Annotated in this window: 14 protein-coding genes; 10 read left to right on the forward strand and 4 right to left on the reverse strand. The window is 48.9% G+C overall.

Going from position 1 to position 22,089, the window contains the following annotated elements:
* Positions 1-173 precede the first annotated feature (173 nt).
* The 4 genes from MHB80_RS02190 (at position 174) to MHB80_RS02205 (ending at position 6,683) form a co-directional block, all read left to right on the forward strand.
* Positions 174-1,931, forward strand: a complete 1,758-nt coding sequence (locus MHB80_RS02190) for an adenylate/guanylate cyclase domain-containing protein (protein ID WP_341280632.1) — start codon at positions 174-176, stop codon at positions 1,929-1,931.
* Positions 1,928-4,273 carry a FecR domain-containing protein gene (locus MHB80_RS02195; protein ID WP_341280633.1) on the forward strand — a complete coding sequence of 782 codons (2,346 nt, stop codon included), beginning with the start codon at positions 1,928-1,930 and terminating at the stop codon, positions 4,271-4,273. Before MHB80_RS02190 ends, MHB80_RS02195 begins: the two co-directional genes overlap by 4 nt.
* Positions 4,274-4,289: 16 nt before the next feature.
* Complete coding sequence (locus MHB80_RS02200) at positions 4,290-5,795, forward strand: stalk domain-containing protein (protein ID WP_341280634.1); 1,506 nt, start codon at positions 4,290-4,292, stop codon at positions 5,793-5,795.
* 108 nt (positions 5,796-5,903) lie between these two features.
* Entirely contained in the window at positions 5,904-6,683 is a 780-nt protein-coding gene (locus tag MHB80_RS02205) for a phytoene/squalene synthase family protein (protein WP_341282834.1), read from the forward strand.
* Between the two features lie 140 nt (positions 6,684-6,823).
* On the opposite strand, the gene MHB80_RS02210 is transcribed toward MHB80_RS02205, so the two are convergent.
* Positions 6,824-7,237, reverse strand: a complete 414-nt coding sequence (locus MHB80_RS02210; RefSeq protein WP_341280635.1) for an Lrp/AsnC family transcriptional regulator — start codon at positions 7,235-7,237, stop codon at positions 6,824-6,826.
* 118 nt (positions 7,238-7,355) lie between these two features.
* On the opposite strand from MHB80_RS02210, the gene MHB80_RS02215 reads away from it, so the two are divergent.
* Positions 7,356-8,114: an MBL fold metallo-hydrolase gene (locus MHB80_RS02215; RefSeq protein ID WP_341280636.1), complete on the forward strand. Its 759-nt coding sequence runs from the start codon at positions 7,356-7,358 to the stop codon at positions 8,112-8,114.
* A gap of 120 nt (positions 8,115-8,234) precedes the next feature.
* Here the strand turns inward: MHB80_RS02215 and MHB80_RS02220 are convergent, their stop codons facing one another.
* Positions 8,235-8,591, reverse strand: coding sequence for a DUF1304 domain-containing protein (locus MHB80_RS02220; RefSeq protein ID WP_341282835.1), 357 nt, complete (start codon positions 8,589-8,591; stop codon positions 8,235-8,237).
* A 196-nt stretch (positions 8,592-8,787) separates the two neighbouring features.
* Between MHB80_RS02220 and MHB80_RS02225 the strand changes: the two genes are divergently transcribed.
* The 5 genes from MHB80_RS02225 to MHB80_RS02245 all read left to right on the forward strand — a co-directional run bounded on the left by MHB80_RS02225 (position 8,788) and on the right by MHB80_RS02245 (position 18,396).
* Positions 8,788-11,304, forward strand: coding sequence for a helix-turn-helix domain-containing protein (locus tag MHB80_RS02225; protein ID WP_341280637.1), 2,517 nt, complete (start codon positions 8,788-8,790; stop codon positions 11,302-11,304).
* 385 nt (positions 11,305-11,689) lie between these two features.
* The gene (locus tag MHB80_RS02230) at positions 11,690-14,653 is read left to right on the forward strand and encodes an endo-1,4-beta-xylanase (protein WP_341280638.1); all 2,964 of its coding nucleotides are present in this window, start codon (positions 11,690-11,692) and stop codon (positions 14,651-14,653) included.
* A 133-nt stretch (positions 14,654-14,786) separates the two neighbouring features.
* On the forward strand, positions 14,787-15,749 hold the full coding sequence (locus tag MHB80_RS02235) for an ABC transporter permease subunit (protein ID WP_341280639.1): 963 nt from the start codon (positions 14,787-14,789) through the stop codon (positions 15,747-15,749).
* 18 nt (positions 15,750-15,767) lie between these two features.
* A complete protein-coding gene (locus MHB80_RS02240) occupies positions 15,768-16,646 on the forward strand; it encodes a carbohydrate ABC transporter permease (protein WP_341280640.1) in 879 nt (292 codons plus the stop codon).
* A 61-nt stretch (positions 16,647-16,707) separates the two neighbouring features.
* Positions 16,708-18,396 carry an extracellular solute-binding protein gene (locus MHB80_RS02245; RefSeq protein WP_341280641.1) on the forward strand — a complete coding sequence of 563 codons (1,689 nt, stop codon included), beginning with the start codon at positions 16,708-16,710 and terminating at the stop codon, positions 18,394-18,396.
* Between the two features lie 120 nt (positions 18,397-18,516).
* Here the strand turns inward: MHB80_RS02245 and MHB80_RS02250 are convergent, their stop codons facing one another.
* Together MHB80_RS02250 and MHB80_RS02255 are read right to left on the reverse strand one after the other, a co-directional pair.
* Positions 18,517-20,127, reverse strand: a complete 1,611-nt coding sequence (locus tag MHB80_RS02250) for a response regulator (protein ID WP_341280642.1) — start codon at positions 20,125-20,127, stop codon at positions 18,517-18,519.
* A complete protein-coding gene (locus MHB80_RS02255; RefSeq protein ID WP_341280643.1) occupies positions 20,105-21,838 on the reverse strand; it encodes a histidine kinase in 1,734 nt (577 codons plus the stop codon). Before MHB80_RS02255 ends, MHB80_RS02250 begins: the two co-directional genes overlap by 23 nt.
* Positions 21,839-22,089 lie beyond the last annotated feature (251 nt).

Genomic DNA, 22,089 nt, shown 5'->3' on the forward strand with positions numbered 1-22,089 from the left:
CGCTTGTGAAGGCGTACCGGGGGTACGTCAAGCAAACGGAACGAAGCAGGGGGCGAAAAGGCGGTGAAAGGGGCCACTGAACGGGTTTTCAGACACGCCCTAGACAGAAATATCGCCGGCTGCCGTTGCTCGCATAGTCATTCATTCGGCAAGCCTTGAGAGGGGAAAAACAATTGAAGATCAAGCTCAAGCATGTCATGGCTGTTCTGACGGCGCTTGCTTTGCTGTGTCTATATCGGGGGACGTTTTCACAGGCTGAATTTTATTTCCAAGATCATGTGATGCAGCGGGAAAGCCCGGTTGATACACAAATCGTCATCGTCGCAGTCGATGATCAAAGCTTGGAGGATCTCGGCACCTGGCCATGGAGCCGCAGCGCACATGCGCAGCTGGTGGATACGCTGAGTGAGGGCAAGCCAGAGGTCATTGCCTTTGATGTCACCTTTGCGACGAGCTCGGATGAGGAGGCGGACAGCGAATTTGTCGATGCGGTTGCGAGAGCAGGCAATGTCGTGCTGCCTGTCTACGGGACCTTCGCCGAGTCGGCGCGTTTAGGCGCGATTGAGGCGGAGAAGCTTTCTGAGCCGTTCGAGGGCCTTAAGGAAGCGGCCGCAGCGACTGGCCACATCAACACGATTACCGATTCAGATCGGGTCGTGCGCAAGGCGCTGTATTCTTTTAATAAAGAGGGCGTGCAGATCGACAGCTTTACATGGGAGATTTACAAGCTGTATATGCAGCGTTTAGGCAAGCAGGCCGAAACGTCCAAGCTGCCGCTCGATGGCTTTCAGCGTTTCCCGATCGCCTATACGAGCAGTCCGAATCAGTATGAGGCGATTTCTTATTCGGCCGTGCTGAGCGGCGACGTTCCGGCGGACTATTTTACCAATAAAATCGTCTTGATCGGTCCATATGCTGTCGGCTTTAACGATCATTATTTGACGCCAATGAACGATAAGCAAGCGATGAACGGCGTGGAAATTCATGCGAATATTCTTCAGCAGCTTATGGAGCAGGATTTTAAGCGGGAGCTGGATTGGAAATGGAACGCGCTCGTGCTGCTCGCGGCTGTGGTGCTGGCCTATTATTTGTTCCGCAAGCTGAATATGCTGCTGTCCTTTCTGTCGGTTGCGGTGCTTATCGCCGTATTTATCGCAGGTGGACGTTATTTATATGGGCAGGGCATTTTGCTGTCGCTGGGTTATGTGGTGCCGCTGCTGGCAGCCAGCTGTCTAGCGGTCGTCATTTTCAACTATGTAAGCGAGCTGGCGGAGCGGCGGCGGGTGACCGATATTTTTGGCCGGTATGTGGCACCGCAGGTCGTCAACCAGATATTGAAAAATGGCGAGGATGGCTTGAAGCTGGGCGGAAGCAGGCGCGTTCTGACGGTGCTGTTCGTCGATATTCGCGGGTTTACGCCGCTGTCGGAGAAGGCTGAGCCGGAAGAGATCGTCGAAATTTTGAATGAGTATTTGGATTTGACCGCCAGCTGCATCTTTGAGCAGGAGGGGACGCTCGACAAATTTATTGGCGATGCGACGATGGCAATCTTCAACGCGCCGCTGCTGCTGGACGATCATCCGATGAAAGCGGTGCGCGCCGCATGGGCGATGAAGCAGGGCTCAGTGGAGCTGGAGAAGAAGCTCATCAAGCGCTTCGGCTTTGGGGTGAAATTCGGCATCGGCATCCATACGGGGCCTGCGGTTTTCGGCAACATCGGCTCCAAAACGCGGATGGACTATACGGCAATTGGCGATACGGTCAATACGGCTGCCAGACTGGAAAGCCATACAAAGCCGGGACAAATTGTGCTGAGCGAGTCGACGTATGAGGCGGTCAAGGATCGCATTTTGGCGGAATCGCTTGGAGAAATAAAGGTCAAGGGCAAGGAGCAGCGCATTCATATTTATGAATTGGAGGGATTAAAATGAGAAGCTTCAAATGGCTGCTTGTATGGATGGTTGTGTGTTATGCAGCACTGCCTGCAGCGGCATGGGCGAAGGATACCGATAAAGTCGGCAAGCTGACGGCTGTTTCGGGCAAAGCCGAGGTGAAGAAGGGCGGCGGCACAAAAAGCTTCAATGCGTTTAAGGGCATGGCTATTACGCAGGGGGATACGATCAAGACGGGAAGCAATGGCAAAGTCAGCATGGACCTCGACAGCGACAAGGAAGTGACGATTGGAGCGAACACGACGCTGCTCATCAGTGAGCTGGTCAAAAGCGCCAGCGCGCTTGGCGGCAAGACGAAGCTGACGCTCCAGAATGGTTCAGTCATTATTCAGGTGAAGAAGAAGCTCACCGGCGATTCCCGCTTTGAAATCGAGACGCCGACAGCGACAATGGGCGTTATGGGCACTAAATTCGCTGTTTCGTATGAGCAGGACAACAGCTATGTCGGCGTGCTCGAAGGTGTCGTAAACGTCACCGGAGAGGATGGCGAGCGAATCGCGGCGCTTTTGGCGAATGAGCAGATCGAGCTGAATCAAGCAGGCGAAGGCGCGAAAGGGCCGCTTGTGCTGGGCGATCTGCCGCTCGTTGCGCTGGAGAAGCTGCTGGAGGAGCTGGAGCAGGCTGCTGATACGGAAGCCAATGCGGCGCTCAAGCAGCAAATAAGCGAGCTCGTGAAGCAAAAACAGGCGGATCTGGAGAAGGCGGAAGAAGCGGCAGGGCAGCCTTACAGCAAACCGACTATTGTATATGGTCAGCCCGCTTCTAGTGTGCCCGCGAGCAGTGGAGGAAACAGTGGTTCTGGTTCGGGCGGAAGCACGCCAACGCCGACACCTGCCGTGACACCAACACCAGAAGCCACACCAACGCCTACTGCTACGGCAACACCAGATGTGACGCCAACACCAGTGCCGACGGAAACCCCGACACCGACACCAGTCGTGTATGAAGGGGCGCCAGAGGCAGATACGTCTGCTTTTTACAGCAATCTATATCATTATTTTATAAATAGCACGACGATCGTTATTCCTTTCACGACGCCGCTTGCCTTCAATGAGCAGGAGGATGATCCGAATCGGACGCTTTTGGACGGCGTAATATTTGCAATCAATGATCCGGAGTTTTTCTGGGAAGCCCGAAGTGCAACGATAGACGGCAAAAATTTGGTTATCCAATTATCCAATGAGCTTCCGCTCAATTCCAGACTGTATATATCTGTACGTGGCGATTATTTGAAAAATGCTCAAACAGGTGAAGTGCAGGCGGACTTTACCGAGCTTGGTCGGGATGGCAATGATATTGATTTTAAGCCAGCGCTTAACCAAACAGACCTTCGTTATGTACAAAACTTGACCGAAACGACTGACTTGGATGATATATTCGTCTATCATCTCGGCTATAGCAATGCCACTATGACAATGACTTTGGCAAGTGCAGAAGGCCCAGTGGCTTTTGATTCCGAGGTGGCGTATTACACTCAAATGAGCGGGGAAAATCATTTCACCTTCACCATTAATAATCAATGGCTCGAAACTTTGGATGCAGCAGCAGCGCCTTATACGTTGTCGGTTAAGCTGGATTTGGAAGGCGAAGAGATTGCAGATTTGAACATGAACATTATGGTGGAGGATTCTCGCGACCTGCCTTATTTTGACGAGGAGGCCTTCGATAGCGATAGAGATCTTTATATTAAAAATGACCATACGTTTGTGCTGCCTTTCACGACAGCGATTATTTACAATGAGCAGGCCTTTCCTAATCAGGGACTCGTACAGCAAGTAGAGTTCAGGCTCTATGACGAGCAAGGAGATCGAAGCAGGAGGCTGCCGATCGAATATGTCGAAATATCAGGCAAGGAGCTGTCGATCTATTTGGCTGAAGCTGTCCCTAGAGGCACGAGGATTTTAGTAACGATTGCCGGAAACAGCTTGAAAAACCCGGAAAAGGACAAAGTTCAGCCGAATATGCTGAAAACGACTGAGCGCACTTTCTTTAACGTATCGTGGAGTCCGGGATATGTAAAGCATATCAAAGATAGCAGCATGCCGAATCCCCCTGTTACTCGAATCAATACGATGGGTGATGACTTAGGGGAGGTGCGAATTTACGGTGGATCGGAGATCGGATCGAGAATCGTGGATGCAGCGGATTATACGATTGAACAGGAGCCGGGCAGAGGTCCGACGATTACGCTAACAGAAGCCTTTTATAATCGCTTGGATGTGGGAAGCCATTTCGTTGAAGTCCTTATTATGCAAAATGGGAAAGAAGTCAGCTCAGCACTCATTGAAATTTTGATTTTGCCGGCACGAATATTGGGCTAAAGGGAGTGGAAATCCAATGAACAAAAAAGGAATGCTGCTAGCATTCGGTGCGCTGCTGGTCACATCGCTGCTGCCGCAAGGAGGCATAGCCACGGCCGCTGGGGCAGCCCCGGGCGCAACAGCCAGAGCTGGAACAGCTATGGAATGGTCAGTCGCGGAGGCGACAGCTGCCGCTGTAACCTATGAGCTGCAAGGCTTGAGGCAGCCATGGGGCTTGACGGCAGCAGCGAGCGGGGAGGAGCTGCTTGTCGTGAGTTCGGGCAGCCATAACATCGGCCGCTGGAACGGTGCTGCGGGTAAAATCAGTGCTGCCGCAGGCAGCGGAGCAGCAGGGTATGTGGATGGGGAAGCGGCGGCAGCTGCATTCCGCACGCCTTCTTTTGCTGCTACGGATGCGAAGGGCAATGTGTACATTAGCGATACAGACAACCATGCTATTCGCAAATTTGCGGGTGGCAAGCTGACGACGCTGGCAGGAAACGGAGAAGCTGGCTACATGGATGGCGAGCAGAGCAAGGCGCGTTTTAACTCGCCAACGGGTATTGCGGTTGATACTGAGGGCAGCGTTTATGTGGCCGATACGCTTAATCATGTTATTCGCCGGATTACGCCGGAAGGTGTCGTATCGACATTTGCTGGACAGGCGCCTTCAGGAGAAACAGGTGATTATGTAGATGGGACGGCAGCGCAGGCGCGGTTTAATGAGCCTACAGGGCTTGCTTTTGACGAAGCGGGGCGCCTTTTTGTTGCAGATAGTGGAAATCATGTCATTAGGGTAATAGATAAAGGAGAGGTCGCGACGCTTGCGGGGCAAAAGACAGCAGTCGATCCTTTGACCGGCTATCGGATGGGAGGCTATCAAAACGGAGCTGCTGCTGATGCACGCTTCAATCGCCCGCGTGGGCTTGCTTATGCAGATGGCGTCCTGTTCGTGGCGGACAGTCTCAATCACCGGGTTCGCGCTGTGACGGCGAACGGCCGAGTGGTAACACTGGCTGGAAACAATGCGGCTGGCGACCAGATCGGCACAGCTGAGCAGACGCAGTTCAATCAGCCTTCGGGGCTGTTTTACCGCTCAGGAAAGCTGTATATTTCCGATCCGCCGAATGGCAATGTGAAGGCGCTAGCGGTTAATCCGGCTCAATTGCAGCCTGTGCGAAATGCGGAGGATCTATTGTCTGGCATTGATTTGTTGCCTGCGGGCGCAGCTGTACAGCTGTGGCTGGACGGCAAGCAGCTGACGAGCGGTCCTGCACCTTACACGCGCGAGAATAAGGTGTATCTCCCGGTGCGAAGCGTATTTTCAGCATGGGGCGCTGAGCTGAATTGGCATGCCGCATCGAAAACCGCCAAGCTGCATAAAGGCGATTGGTCACTGAGCCTTAAGCCGGATTCCAAGGGCAAAGTTGTCATAACGAGAGGCGCGCTTTATATCGAGGCCAGCCACTTGGAGAGCTTAACTTCATTCCTTGCCGTCTATGACACCGAATATCGCGCTGCTGTCCTAGACAGCGGGCAATAATAGGACGTTTTTTATTTGGGAAGTTAAGCGTCGTATGATATGATTATAAGAAATGTGAAGCTACTTTTGGAGGGAACACTCATTACTAACGTCGTCCTTAATGATGCTATGACCATGCTGCAGCAAACAAGCCGGACTTTTTATATTCCTATCAGTCGTCTCGAGCCCGGCTTGAAGGAAGCTGTAGCAGCTGCATATCTGTGTATGCGGGCTATTGATGAAATAGAGGATCATAACGACATCTCAGACCAATTGAAAGTCAAGCTGCTCGTCGGAATGGAAGAAGCTTTCCAGTCTCCTGACGTGACAGCCGCCACACAGAAGCTATTGTCCCCTTATGACGATGTATTGCCAGCTGTATCGATGCGGGTAAATGAATGGGCGGAGCTGTGTCCGTCGACTGTTGCCCACACCATCTATCGCTATATCGCGATGATGTCGAAGCAAATGGCAGAATGGGTGGAGAAAGGCTGGCATATCCATACGGAGGAGGATCTCGACCGTTATACATACAGCGTAGCTGGAATGGTAGGCGAGATGCTGTCGGAAATCTGGTTATGGTTTGATGGAACGAAGTCGGATACGGTGAAGGCGGTCGCTTTTGGCCGTGGGCTGCAAGCCGTCAATATTCTTCGCAACCGCGATGAGGATTTGGAACGGGGCGTGGACTTTTACCCGGATGGCTGGGGGCCTAAGGAAATGCTGGCGTATACGCGCCGCAATCTGAAGGTAGCGGATGCTTATATCGCGGATCTGAAGAAGGGTCCTGCGCTTAGCTTCTGTAAAATCCCGCTCACGCTGGCTCATGCTACCGTGAACCTCATTGCTGCTGGGGGCAACAAGCTCACGCGCGATGCGGTGCTTAAGCTGGTTAACCGATTGAACTAGCTGCCGATTGGACAGGAGGGCGCTCATAACCCGCAGGGATAACGACTTTGCTCGTAAAGCCGCTATCCCTGCGGGTTATTTGTTATGTTTGCATACATTCTGTATGCGTTGTATACCGTTTACCTTATCCTTTATTGCGCTTAAAGCGTCTGATTAATCACAATCGACAGCTTGTAATTGGCATGCTCGTTCAGGTCAGTGAGAAACTGGTCGAGCGCGGCATTGGATGGAAAGCGGCATTCCATCATGTAGCAGGTTTCCCCGCTCGTTTTGTAATGATGGAGGATGACCGTCTGCTGCTGTACAAATGCCAAATAAGGCCCATGATACAGCCCGCGTATGTAAACGTGGATGAAAGCATGGACAGCAAGTCCAGCCTTCTCCTGATTGAAACGAATCGTATATCCCTCGATAAATCCCTCCTCCTCCAGCCGGCTGACACGATTTGCAGCGGCCTGACCGGTCAAATGAACGAGCTGGCCAAGCTCCTTCATCGAGATACGGCCATTTTTCGACAGCTCTTCAATAATGCGTTTATCCGTATGATCCAGCATAAGCGACAACCTCTTTCAAAAATCAAGTATTTGGTGCAATTTAAATGATTGCTGCTATGTTCATGCCATTTCTTTGATAGTAACCTATTAAAGAGCAACAATAAAGGAGGAGCAGCATATGCAAATTACCCAAGTCCGCAATGCAACTTTGAAAATAAACTACGGTGGCCTGAGCTTTTTGATCGATCCTTTTTTGGCGCCAAAGGGCACTTATCCGCCGATCCCCAATACAGCTAACCAGGAGCAGTCTAATCCGACAGTCGAGCTGCCCTTTCCAGCAGAGCAGCTGCTCCCTGTAGATGCGGTCATTGTCACGCATTTGCATATTGATCATTTTGATCAGGCGGCGATTGAGCTGCTGCCGAAGGATATACTGATTTTTGCCCAAAATGAGCAGGATGCGGAAGCCATTCGTGAAAAAGGCTTTGAGCAGGTACAGCTGTTTACGCCATCGGCGCAGCTTGGGGAAGTGAGCCTCAGCCGAACCTATGGACGGCACGGAACAGGGGAAATCGGCGAGCAAATGGGCGAGGTGTCGGGGATTGTTTTTCAGCATACGCAGGAACAGACGCTTTATGTGGCTGGCGATACGATTTGGTGCGAGGAGACGGGGGCGGCAATCGATAGCTATGAGCCGTCGGTCATCGTCGTAAATGGAGGCGCGGCCCGCTTTTTGCAAGGCGATCCAATCCTTATGACGAAGGAAGATATTTATGCCACGCATCTTGCGGCGCCGCAGGCGGTCATCCTCTCCTCCCATATGGAGGCGGTCAATCATTGCATGCTGTCTAGAGCTGATTTGCGCGAATATGCAGCCAGCAAAGGGCTCAGCGGCGTAATCCTTGCGCCAGAGGACGGCGAGACGATTACGAGATAATCATATGGTTCATGAAGTCGAAAAAATCTCCAGCCTCGCTTTAACAGCGGCCGGCTGGAGATTTTTTAGTTGTTCTTATTGATTGCTAGCTGTTTAGTACGGCTGTGCAGTCTGCACGCTCTACGTAAACAGTACAAGCAGCAGCGTAATTAGCGCAGGCAGACCCTGCATAACCAAGATGGAGCGCTTGGTAGTGAGGCCGCCGTACAAAGCAGCAACGAGCACGCAAATGAGGAAAAACAGCTGAATTTGATAGCCGAAATCGGCATTCGGATGCACAAGGCCCCAGACAAGGCCAGCGGCCAGAAAACCGTTGTATAATCCTTGATTGGCGGCGAGCGACTTGGTTTGCTGGGCAAACTCTGGCGTAGTGTTGAATGTTTTGCGCGTCCGAGGTTTCGTCCACAGGAACATTTCCATAACCAATATGTACAAATGCTCGGCAGCCACAAGGCCGACGAATATTGCAGCTAACATCATATACCCTCCTGAATAAATTCAAATATTGGAAAAAAACTTCCCTACTCATCTTACTCCTAACCTCTCCTATAATCAAGCGCAGACTATGATTTTACGCTATCTTCGCATGACTGGATTTGACAGTCCTGTGAGCAGGTGATACGTTGGGTAGACGATAGCATAAGGTCAGATGGACGAGGTAGGTAGGACACAGATGGATCATACTTATGAAATCATTCAGACGGATCATGAGCTTCCGCTGCATATATTTTTTCATAACGTCAGATATGTTCCAAATCATTGGCATGATAGCATGGAGCTTCTGTTTGTGCTGAAGGGAAAGGCGATTATTGCTGTACAGGGCAAGCCATTCGTGCTTAATGAAGAGGATATTATCCTTATTAATAGCAATGATATTCACACGATTCAATCGGAGCAGGAAAATCTGCTGCTTGCGCTGCAAATTCCCGATTCCTTTCTGCGCGAGCAGGGGGTAGACACGGAGCAGACCGCCTTTGAGTGCAATTCCTGCTTGCATGATCAAGGCGATCAGCAGAAGTTCATTGAAGTTCGCACGCTGCTGTCCACCATTATGTGGAATTTTAATAAAGCTGGATATGGCTATGAAATTAAAGTCCGCTCCCTGCTGCTGGAGCTGATTTATTTGCTGCTGCGCAAATTCAGAAGTACGCAGGAAACGCGGGAATATCCCTTTAATCGCCGCACGATGGCAAGGCTTCTTCATTTGAATGAATATATTCAGGAGCATTACAATCGTCCGCTGACTCTTAATGAGCTTGCTGAGCGCGAAAATTTTTCAGTCTCCTATTTATCCAGCTTTTTTCAGAAAAGCATGGGTGTGACCTTCCGTACCTATATTACGCGTATTCGGCTGGAGCATGCGGTCAAAGCGATGCTGACGACACAGGAGCCGATCATCAAAATCGCGCTGGATAGCGGTTTTCCCAATTTGAAAGCTTTTCACAAGGCGTTCAAAGCGGTTTACCAGATGACGCCCACGGAATATCGCGGCCATCGCGGGCAGCCTTCCCCGGAGGCGGAATTGTCCGAGCCTTCCAGCGACAATTACTTGGCTTTTGACCGGGAAAATGCCTACACCAGCTTGTTTAAATATTTGCCAACAGAAGCGAATGCTGGAACGATCGTCGCTGCTGATCAAGGCTCCATCTGCCGGTCCATACAAATCCGCGCCTCTGGCAGCGGCCGGACGCTCAAGCACACTTGGCGCAACCTATGTACAATCGGCAAGGCAAAGGAAGCGTTGTTTGCTCCCGTTCAACAGCATTTGCGGATGGTGCAGCATGCCATTGGCTTTCAATACATTCGCTTCCATGGCATCTTCGATGACGAAATGATGGTGGCGCGGCTGGGGCCAGACGGCAAGCCTGTATTCAGCTTTGGCTATGTGGATCAGGTGGTTGATTTTTTCAGGAGCATCGGGCTTCGCCCCTTCTTCGAGCTTGGTTTTATGCCGGGCGATTTTGCAGACCAGTCAAAGTTTTTCTTCCATAAAAAAAGCTATATGAGCATGCCTAAGGAGATGGGGCATTGGACCGCGCTGCTGGAAGCCTTCATGCAGCATCTCTTAAATCGTTATGGCAGCGCAGAGGTGAGCAGCTGGCGTTTTGAGTTTTGGAATGAGCCGGATGGCGGATTGTTCTGGCCGGGCTCATTCAACCAATTTCTGGAGCTGTATGAAGCGAGCTTTAAGGCGATTAAACAGGTGTTTCCGCAGGCGCAAATCGGTGGTCCCTGCGTGCAGGGCGATACGCTCGTATATCGGGGCCGCTGGATGGAACGGTATTTGGCCTATTGTACCGAGAGCGAATGCCTGCCAGATTTTCTGACGATCCATATGTATCCGTTCGAATATAGGATTGAAGAAACCGAGGATAATGATGAAGTCCAGATGAGCGATTTCAGCTACGCGGGCGAAGATTATGTTGCCGAGATGCTCGGCAAGGTGAAGCGCAAGCTGCTGGAGCTTGGCTGGTCAGGCTCCGAGCTGCATGTGACGGAATGGAATGCCACACCCCATCATCGGGAACTGACGAATGATACTTGCTTCAAAGCAGCATACATTGCCAAAAACATAGTGGAAACGTTCGACGAGATAAGCAGTCTAGGCTATTGGACGGTAACGGATTTACTGGAGGAGCTGCCGCTGCCGCAGGAGACCTTCCATGGCGGACTCGGGATGATTACAAATAATGGACTCAAAAAAGCGGCCTTCTATGCCTACGAGCTGCTTGCCAAGCTGGGCAGCAAGCTGCTGGACCGCGGCGACGGCTATTGCCTGACGATGTCGAAGGATGGCACGTATCAGCTGCTGCTGTTTCATTACGCCCATTTTGACCAGATGTATCTTAAAAATGATATTTCAGGCATTCAGCCGCATAATCGATATGCGGTATTTAATCATAACGACCAGTTGGAGCTGACCATACAGCTCGTGGGGTTGGAGCCGGGGGCTTACCGCATTCACCAGCATACCATTAACCGGGAATCGGGCAGCTCTTATGATGAATGGCTGCGGATGGGTGCGCCCGCAGGGCTGATGCAACCCGATATTGACTATTTGAACCAGTGCAGTGTGCCGAAGCAGTATATGTGTACCGAGATGGCAGGGGATGCTTTGACGCTGAAATTTCTTCTTGCACCTCATGAGGTGAGGCTGCTTGAGCTCAAGCGAGAATGGAAGCCAGCCTAAGGATACGATAAGAAGGGACAGCTGGGAACAGAGCTGTCCCTTCTTTTATTCAAATGCCTCGCTACCGATTGCAAAATTGGGGGTGGGGCATTTTTTTTATGAAGCAGATCGATACTTTCTTTCGAAAAATTTTCTACATGTTTACATTTTATTATTTTAATTACCAATTTGTTATATGGAAGTATCACCCAAATGATCTATAATGCAAGTGTTCGGTTATGAAGCGTATATGTTAGCCGGGCTATGCTGAATCGAGAAGGGCACATCGGGAGGCCCCCCAGATCGCTAGGCACTTCTCGTTATCGTTCCCTCTCGTTCAGTCATTCGAGTATTGTATGCGCTTTCTTTTGGAATTAAACAATCGAAATGAGGAGGAGATCGTTTCATGTTGTACACAGGAAGGTACACCAGAAAACTCGCAGCTATCGTACTTGTATTTTCATTACTCGTCGCAACAGCGTTTGCTGGGCCGGTAGTCACTTATGCAGAGGAAGAGCCTACAATTATTTTCACTTCAGATTTTGAGGATGCTACTTTGCAGGGGTGGAAGCCCCGGATCGGCGGGGAGCTGCTGACGGTTTCAAACCAAACGGCAAATGATAGCACTTATAGTATGCTAGTTGAGCAGCGGGAGCGTTCCTATTATGGACCGATGCTTGAGCTCGTTAACGTGCTTGAACGCAATGAGGAATATGAATTTAAAGCATATGTCCGCTTGAAGGAGGAGCCGACAGAGAACAAGACGCTGCAAATGACCGCTTATAAAAAAGAGGGTGCGGAGAGCTGGAATGCACTCGATTCGGTAGTTATTGAGAGAGCAGATTGGCAGCAGTGGCATGAACTAAAGGGTCAGTTCCAATACAGCGATAATCCGACAGAGCTGAACCTGTTTATTGAGACTCCGTATATATCGGAGGAAACGGTTGATACACTTTCTTTTTATGTCGATAATTTTACGATTAAGAGAGCTTCGCCGCTTGTCATAGAAGAGCAAATTCCTGCGCTGAAGGAGCATTTCACAGATGATTTTCCAATCGGCGCAGCAGTCTATACTTGGCAGATGGAGGGCGTCTATGGTGAACTGCTCAAAAAGCATTTCAGCAGCTTGACGGCAACCTATGAAATGAAGCCGAAATTTATTGCGCCAGCTGAAGGCCAATATGTGTTTGATGCAGCGGATCGCTACGTCCAGTTCGCAGAGGATAATAATATGCAGATACGGGGGCATGCGCTGCTCTGGCATATTGACGCTGCAGAATGGATGCTGAAGGATAGTGCGGGGCAGCCAGCGAGTAGGGAGCTGCTGCTTAGTCGCATACAAAGCTATATTGAAACCGTAATGACACGTTATAAGGGTAAGGTTGATGCCTGGGACGTTGTTAACGAAGCGATAGCCGACAACGGCGGCGATGAGAACGGCATGCGGATCAGTCCTTTTTACACACTAATTGGACCTGATTACGTCGAGAAGGCGTTTGAGTTTGCACGTGCGGCTGATCCCGATGCCAAGCTGTACTATAACGAATATTATACAGAGGTTCCAGAAAAACGAGCGTATATGTACCAGCTTGTAAAAGGGTTGAAGGAGAAAGGGCTGATCGACGGTGTAGGCCTGCAATCTCACTATGGTCTATACTCGCCGCCAATCGATGAAATTGAGAAAACGCTCAATATGTTTATTGACCTGGGACTAGATATTCAAATTACTGAGCTTGATGTTGATAGCGTCATTCCATTTGGTCAGACGATGCCCTATGATATAGCGGTCAAGCAGGCACATCGCTATAAGGAGCTGTTTGAGCTTTATAAAGAGTACAAGGCGCACATTTCTTCCGTGACGCTTTGGGGCCTTCAGGATGAGAAGTCCTATAACAATCAAGCGATGCTGTTTGATGCCAAGCTGCAAGCGAAGCAAGCCTATTGGGGGCTGATTGATCCGTCGCTACTGCCTGTGGAGACGAATCGTGTTGTTTCACTCGCAGGAACACCGGTAGCTGGTGCTGTGCTGGCTAAAGAGTGGAGTCATGCGGTTGTGAGTAAGCTGAAAGGGAGCCATTCGCTGTCTAGCACGTTCCGTACGTTCTGGGATGAAGACTACCTGCATGTTTTGGTGGACGTAAACGACATGACTTTTAATACAAATGATAAAGTTGAGCTGTTTATTGATGAAAATAACGCTAAATCAAGCGAATATGAGCAAGATGACCGCCATATTACGCTCAAACGATCCGGGCAAGCGCCCAATGGAATCACCTCCATGACGAGAGAAATTCCCGGAGGCTACACTATGGAAGCATCTATTCCATGGGAAAGTGTCCAAGGATCATTGGGTGCTGATGTTGGATTTGATATTAAGATAACGGATAAAGATTCAGCTAATGGGGAGCAAATGATTTATTGGAATGACAGTACGCTTAGCCAGCAGAGTGATCCGAGCAAGTTCGGTATCATTCAACTGGACGGCATGCCGAAAATCGCAGAGTCGGTTAAGGGTGAAGCGCAAATTGACGGAATTAGGGAGACAGCTTGGAGCCAAGCAGCACCGTTCCAACTGGACATTTTGAATCAACCTGGAGGGGCGACTGGAACTGCACGCTCAATGTGGTCGAATGACAGCCTATATTTGTTTGTCGAGGTGGAAGACCCTATTGTATTGACTACCGGACTCAACCCTTGGGATCAAGACTCGGTAGAAATTTTTATAGATGAAAACCATCAGCGGACGCCTTTTTATCAATATGATGATGTGCAGTTCCGTGTGAATGCCGATAATGTAGCAACGTTTGGCGGAGGGGCTGCGCCATCGCGGCTGGAAAGCGCGGTAACCCGCACGGATAATGGCTATAACGTTGAGTTGAAGATCAAATTAAACAGCCTTCAGCCCATTCCTGGATCCGTAATGGGCCTTGATTTGCAAGTGAATGACGATAAAGGAACTGGACAAAACAGCAATGCAAAATGGAATGATCCGACGAATGAAACGTGGAGAAATACCTCGAAATTTGGCATTTTAACGTTTGTATTGCCTGAAACAGGAGGCGGTCCCGGCCCTGGACATGGTCCTGGCCCTGGACACGGCCCTGGACACGGTCCCGGCCCTGGACACGGTCCCGGCCCTGGACACGGTCCCGGCCCTGGACACGGTCCCGGCCCTGGACACGGTCCCGGCCCTGGACACGGTCCCGGCCCTGGACACGGTCCCGGCCCTGGGCACGGTCCCGGCTCTGGACACGGTCCTGGCTCTGGACACGGTCATGGACCTGGGCACGGTCCTGGCTCTGGACACGGTCCTGGCCCTGGACACGGTCATGGCCCTGGGCACGGTCCTGGGCACGGAAACGGTCATTGAATGGAATATTAATAATTTGTTATAAGAGCCACTCTTTTATTATATAGGCGCAAACCTTTTGTCTTTATACTGAGTACAGACGTTAATTTACATCGTTTGTAGTACGGAATATGAACAGAAGGGGAGCGCAATTATGAAGCATTCAAGTACCCAGGCAGTGGAAAAAACAGCAAGCGTACCATCGCTTCCAGGTTCAGGAAAGAGTGGGAAGTGGAGAAGGACAATTGTGCTGGATTTGCTGCTGCTGCCGGCGGTCATTTTAACATTAGTTTTTGCTTATATTCCGATGAGCGGTCTTGTTATTGCTTTTCAGGACTTTAAGCCATGGCTGGGCTTCGCCAAATCATCGTGGATTGGTCTTGAGCATTTCGAATACCTGTTTAGCACAAAAGAGAATATGCAGGTTATCTGGAATACGCTCATTATTGCCGGAATGAAGGTTGTTGGCGGGCTGATTGCCCCGCTCGTATTTGCTCTTCTATTAAATGAAGTTAGAAAAGCGGCATTTAAACGGACCGTGCAAACCTTCGTCTACTTGCCGCATTTTCTCTCATGGGTTATTTTGGGCGGCATTCTGATCGACATGCTTTCGACTAAGGGGCTAATCAATCAGTTTTTAGTAGCAGTGTTTCACATCGAGCCGATTTTCTTTCTTGGTGAAGGCAATTGGTTCCGCTTCGTCGTTGTTGTCAGTGATATTTGGAAGGAATTCGGCTTTGGCGCCATTATTTTTCTAGCCTCGCTTGCCGGTATTAATCCTTCGCTGTATGAAGCGGCGGAAGTAGATGGCGCGAATAGATGGCAGCAAACATGGTCGATTACACTGCCATCACTTATTCCGATTATGATCGTAGTAGGAACGCTGTCACTAGGCAATATTTTGAACGCGGGCTTCGATCAAATTTTCAATCTGTATAATGCATTGGTATTTGATAAAGGTGATATTATTGATACTTTCGTGTATCGCGTCGGAATTGTGGATGGCAAGTTCGGATTCTCCGCTGCGGTTGGACTGTTTAAATCAGTCGTTGGCTTCGTACTGATCGTCGCAGCTTATCGCGCTGCATACAAATTCGCCAATTACCGCATTTTTTAGAGAGGAGGAGCTGAACCTATGTACCACAAAACCAAGTCTTATAAAGTATTTTCAATTTTTAATTATACGCTTCTTGCTGTACTGTCGCTGGTCTGTCTGATTCCGCTCATCCATATTCTCGCCGTTTCGTTTAGTGGCAAAGCCCCGGCAAATGCCAATCTCGTTGGGCTGCTGCCGGTGCAATTTACAATTGATGCTTACTCCCAAACGCTGGCCAATGAAAATTTTCTACGGTCGCTGTGGGTTTCATTTGTCAGAACGGGGCTCGGAACGCTGATCAGCATGATCGTCGTGATCTGTGCGGCTTATCCATTGTCCAAGGAAAATAGTAATTTCAAACGCAAAAAAGTGTATACATGGTTTTTTGTGTTCACGATGCTTTTCAACGGTGGACTCATTCCTTTCTATATTCTGATTCAGAAGCTGAATATGATGAATACGCTGTGGGTACTTATCCTGCCAGGAGCGGTGTCGGTATGGAATATGATTTTGCTGCTTAACTTCTTCAAGAACGTGCCGAAGGAGCTGGAGGAGGCTGCATTTATCGATGGGGCGGGCTATTTAAGAACGCTGGTCAGCGTATATCTTCCGGTCTCCATGCCAGCAATTGCTACCATTTCGTTGTTTGCGATGGTCGGTCACTGGAATTCATGGTTCGACGGACTGATCTTTATGACCGATCATAAAAACTATCCACTGGCAACCTTCCTGCAAACGATCATCGTCCAGCAGGATTTCAGCAAAGTGTCGGTACGCCCCGAGGATTTGGAAAGTATTTCACAAAGAACGGTGAAGGCAGCACAAATCTTCATCGGGATGGCACCTATATTGTTCGTATATCCGTTCCTGCAGCGCTTTTTCGTAAAGGGCATCGTCATTGGGGCGGTCAAGGAATAGCAAGATGAGGAAGTAGAAGCAATTACAGCTTTCAAAAGATATTAAATTGGGGGAAACAACAATGTTGAACAAGCTTAAAAAGCCTTTTACCGTACTGATGTCTGCTACGATGCTTGCTGGCGTACTTGCAGCTTGCGGCAATAACACAGAGGCAGGCACAACAAATAGCAGCAGCGACAGCTTTTATTCCGCAGGCTTTGAGAATGGGAAGTATACCGAGCCCGTTTCCATTACTACTGTATTTCCAATCGGCAGCAATGTGAAGTTTAAAAATGGCGAAAACATCGACAACAATGTTCATACGAAATGGGCAAAAGAGACACTCGGCATTGACATTAAATATTTATGGACCGTCAGCGAGCAAAATAATGCTTATCAAACGAAACTCCGTTTAATGCTTACATCAGGCCAGGAGATGCCGGATATTGTTGCCTTCCGCGGCGAGCCGACACTTATCAGCGATTTAATTGAATCCGGACAATTTACGGATGCGGGAGAATTATTCGACAAATACGCATCCGAAACGTATAAGCAGGCGATGGCAGAAGATCCATCAGTATGGAACCCTTATATTCGCGATGGCAAACGGATGGGTATTCCAATATTGGAGAACGCCTACAATAACGACCCAGTTATGTACATTCGTGAGGACTGGCTGAAGGCGGTCAACCTTAAAGCGCCAACTACGCTGGATGAGCTGGAGAAGGTTATGGACGCATTCGTCAACCAGGACCCAGATAAAAATGGCGAGAAAGATACGACGGCCCTTTCTGTAGGCTTCAAAGTCAACCTGAATACATGGATGTCTGATTCAGGCTGGATTTTTGGCATGTTTGGCGCTATGCCGAATCAATGGAACTTGGGAGCGGACGGAACGCTGCTGTATGGCTCTATCCAACCGGAAATGAAGCCAGCGCTGGCCAAAATGCAGGAATGGATGGCAAAGGGCTACATTGACAAAGAAGCGGGCCTCTATGATGAGGTTAAGGCGACAGAAGCATTCACGGCAGGTAAATCCGGTATTATCGTCGGTCCTTACTGGATGACAGGCTGGCCGATCCCTGATCTGCTGAAAAACGTTAAAGGCGCGGACTACAAAGCTTATCCACTGCCAGCAGGCCCGGACGGCAAGATTGGACGTCATGGCACCTCAACGAGTACAGGCGCGGTTCTGATTAATAAAGATATGAAAAATAAAGATGCCTTTTTCGTTTACCAGAATTATTTGTTCGACAATTGGGCGAATCCGAAAGAAGGCGGAGAGTTTGAAAATGGCTTCGCTGAAAACTATGATTTTGCGCTCGATCCGAATGGAAAACCTTATCCTGCTACGGAAACCGATAAAGTTCCTGGCGGCTGGGTCGATCCGATTCGTTACACATTGACGTTCGACGGTGCTATTATTCCATCCCTGCGTCTCAACACGCTAGCTAAGCTGGCAGGTGGAGCAGAGCCAACGACACGGTTCGAGAAAAACATGTCGTTGTCGCTTCCAAAGCAGCTTGAGGCAGCTAAAATCGTCATAGATCAGAAGGCTGCCACGATGCCACAGATGTTTACAGGCGTTCCTACGAAAACACAGCTGTCGAAAAACGATATGCTGACTAAGCTGGAGAAGGAAGTTTTGAATAAAATCATTTACGGCAAAGTATCGGTGGACGAGTTTGACAGCTTTGTGGAGCAGTATCTCGCCTCTGGCGGCAAGAAAGTGACTGAGGAAGTCAATGAATGGTATGCTACGGTTAAGTAAGCTCCGAACTTTAGCATTAGAATGAGCTTGAAATCAGGGTATGAATAGGTGAATAGGGAAAGTAGAAAGGGCGGCTCCTGCTTAGGAGCCGCCCTATTCCCCATGCTTTTTTAACGCAGCTTATGCCAGTTCCCGGTATTCCTGCGGTGTCATGTCGAATTTATCACGGAAAACTTTAATGAAATATTGCGAATTGGAATAGCCGAGCTTATCGGAAATTTCATAAATTTTATCGCTGGAATGGCGGAGCAAATAGATGGCAAGATCCATTTTAACTCCGAGAATGTACTCACTTAGGCTAATGCCCTTTAGCTGCTTGAACAGCTTGGATACATAGACCGGATGCAGCCCAACATGATCGGCTATCGACTGAAGGCTGAGCGTAGGCAAATGAGTGGAAACAAACACCTGAATGGCTTGTATAACGGTATTTTGCTCATTGAGGGATTGCTCCTCCAGCCTTGTGCGCAGTGTATGGCAAAGCTCCTCAGCCCATTCGATTAGTTGGGTTACCGATCGGAACATCCGGCTATACACGAGCTCCTGCCCCACCAGATCGGATAATAGCGAGTGATTTTTATGCGCGATATAATGAAAGGCGGACATTAGCAGACTTCTGATCTCTTCTAGATGCTCCTCCGTTTGCTCGGATAAGGAAGAATAGGCAGCTTCGATTTGCCGCAAGCGCTCCTCAAAGGCCTCCCATTGTCCCAGCTCTAGCAAATGATTGAGCGCTGGAGGCTCATAAAGCACATGCAGCGAGCGAATGAACACCGCCTGTGGCTGCTCCGAAAGCGATAGAAAATACCCGCTTCCCTTGCCAACCTGCTTCTTTAATGCCGAGGTAGCATGCTCATACATGTCGCGAATGTCCTGCTGAAGCTTGCCTGGAGAGGCAAGAATGACCGAAATGCCGCCCTTCAAATATTCGTTGACATTGTGATGGAGTTGAAGCGATCGGTGTTTGAGCAGCTTATTCAGAAAATCGGTTGTAGGCAGTACTTCCTCCTGCTTCGGTCGCAGCAGAAAAACAAGATAGTCGTAGCTGTCCCGACAATGCCAGATATCAAAGCTGTCCTCAAACAGCTCACAGGCAATATTGGTTACTGCATATTCGAAGAGCTGCAGGCTGTTCAAGCTGTAGCGTGTGAATTGCTCCTCCAGACGAACGAGTACCAAAAATATATGATCCCCATCGCGAAAAGCGAGCTGGCAGCCTGACAGCCTATCATTTAATGTTTCTGTGCTAAAACGAGTTCCCTGAATCAGCTGATTCAGCAGCTTGTCTTTTAATGAAGGCAGATGCTCGCGAAACGTAATCATTGCTTGCTCATAGGAGGCTGCTTTCTCAAGCTGAAGCTCGATTAGACGTATCGTTTTTGTCAGACAGACGGCAAGCTTTTCCTGATCTAGAGGCTTAATTAAATATTCAACAACCCCTTGCTCAATTGCTTCTCTCGCATATTCAAATTCCGCAAAGCCGGTCAGCAAAATGCAGGGGATGCTTCTCCCGCGGTCTCTAACTTGTTTGATTAGCTCCAATCCATTCATGCCAGGCATGGCAATGTCAGTAATGACAATGTCAATGGACTGGCTGTCAATGATTTGAAGCGCGGCCATACCTGAATAGGCTTTATGAATTTTATCTATCCCATAGTCGCTCCATGGAAAAGCGATTTCCAAATCATCAATTACATAAGATTCATCATCAACTAACAATATTTGCAGCATGTTCTTCCTCCTGTTTTTGAATGGTAATGATATAGCAGGTGCCGCCTGACGGAGGAAGCTGTAACGCTAGCCCTGAGCTTTTGCCAAAATAAAGCCGCAGCCGTTGGTTGACGTTGCGAATGCCAGTCCCAATGGCATCCTCCGCATGATGCATAAACTCCTCCATATGCTTACCAATGACAGTCAGCCGCTCCTCGCTTATACCTACCCCGTTATCCCTGATATAAATGCGAATTTCCTGATCGTCTTCCTCGGCTTGGATTTCTATAAGCCCGGGATGCAAGGAAGGCTCAATTCCGTGCTTAATGCAGTTTTCAACCAGCGGCTGAAGAATCATTCTGGGTATGCGAATGAATGATAGGCTTGCGTCAACTTCAATCGTGAAGTTGATCGATTTTTTTCGCATATGCATGATGGAAAGATAATGTTTAACAAAATTCAACTCCTCTTGAAGCGTAGAGTCGATTTCTTCGATTTTGTTAATGTAACGGCAGTAAGAAGCGAGCTCCAGCGTCATTGCTGTCACCGCAGCGTGATCTTTAATGCTGGCCTTGCTCTGGATGTAGTTTAGACAGTTATACAGAAAATGAGGATTAATTTGCGCTTGGTATTGCTTAAGCCTCGCCTCCTGAATGGATAAGTCGCCTAGCAGCACCTGCTCAATGAGAAACTGGGTATGCTCGGCCATTCGGTTGAAGGAATTCCCCAGCATGCCAAATTCTTTCGTATGCAAGGACCCGACCCGGCTGGAATAATCGCCGCGATCAAAGCGGTCTATCGCTTTTCTCAGGCCTATAATGGGCGTACGTACTTGATTGTGAAGAATGAGGCTGTATATAAGCGATATAAGCAGCAGCGCGACAAGGGCGATAACGAACAGTGTATTATTTCGTGAAATCGGCTTAATGAGCTGGGTAATCGGATGATAGTCAATAAAATAAAGCTCCACCATATCTAGCTTCATATAGCTGAGCAAATATTCCGTTTGATTTTCCTCCAAGGTGATGAATCCACTGTGTCCTTTGATGAGTGGAAGAGTCCGGCTGTCAGCATTCGCCAAGGCGTTTGACTTGTCATTGCGGATTGCCACCGATTGATGAGCGTCGTAAAGCAGCGGCGTTCCCGAGAGGTATTGATTCATCATTTTCCGCAAATTGTCGAGTGAAATTCTGGTCTCAATATACAGCGGTCCGAGATGGCCTTTGGTTAAATGGGAATAGTAACCCTCTCCATTCGCTTCCATATGGATCGTCCACTGATTAAGTGGTTCATCCGGCAACTCAAATTTTTGAAATGAGAAGCTGGGATCAGAGGATACGGTTTCCCTCTGGTCGGGATAATATAAAATAACGGTATTGTTCCAGGAGGTAGAAGCGCTGTTTAAGGCCAACTTGTCAATAATGGCAAGCTTCATCTCATATTTTGCATAATCATCGCCCCGCTCCAAAATATACGGGTAGCTGCGAACCGTCTGGTCCTCCGACAAAACGATCGCATTCATTAAAATTTGTTCAAACTGGCTGGATAGCTGTGAGGTCATGAATTTCACCTCGCCCAGTTTGTTTTTGCGCAGCTCGGTTTGAATATCCTTTACATTAAGCTGATAAATCCACCAGAAGATAATGACGATAGACAAAAACATCAGCATTAAGCCGAGCGCCAGCTTTTGAAAAATTGAAAAACCGCCCTTTGCGGCCTGTCCTCTTAACATGCTATTTCTCCCCTGCGTCTGAATGATCTTTCTTCCATTATACATATAAAATGCAGACGAATAGGCGGCAGCTATATAGCCTTTTTTATTTTCTTTTTGAAAGAGTGAGAATGACGCGCAAGGATAATCATAAAAAGTGACATTGTTTTCAATGAAACGAGGGAAGGAAAGTGCTAAACAAACGCAATATACTTAAATTAGTTGATTAGGAAATGGGGATTGGAGCAACTTAAGCTTCTAAGTCATCCATT

It is taken from the genome of Paenibacillus sp. FSL H8-0537, assembly GCF_038051995.1.
Classification (GTDB): Bacteria; Bacillota; Bacilli; order Paenibacillales; family Paenibacillaceae; genus Pristimantibacillus.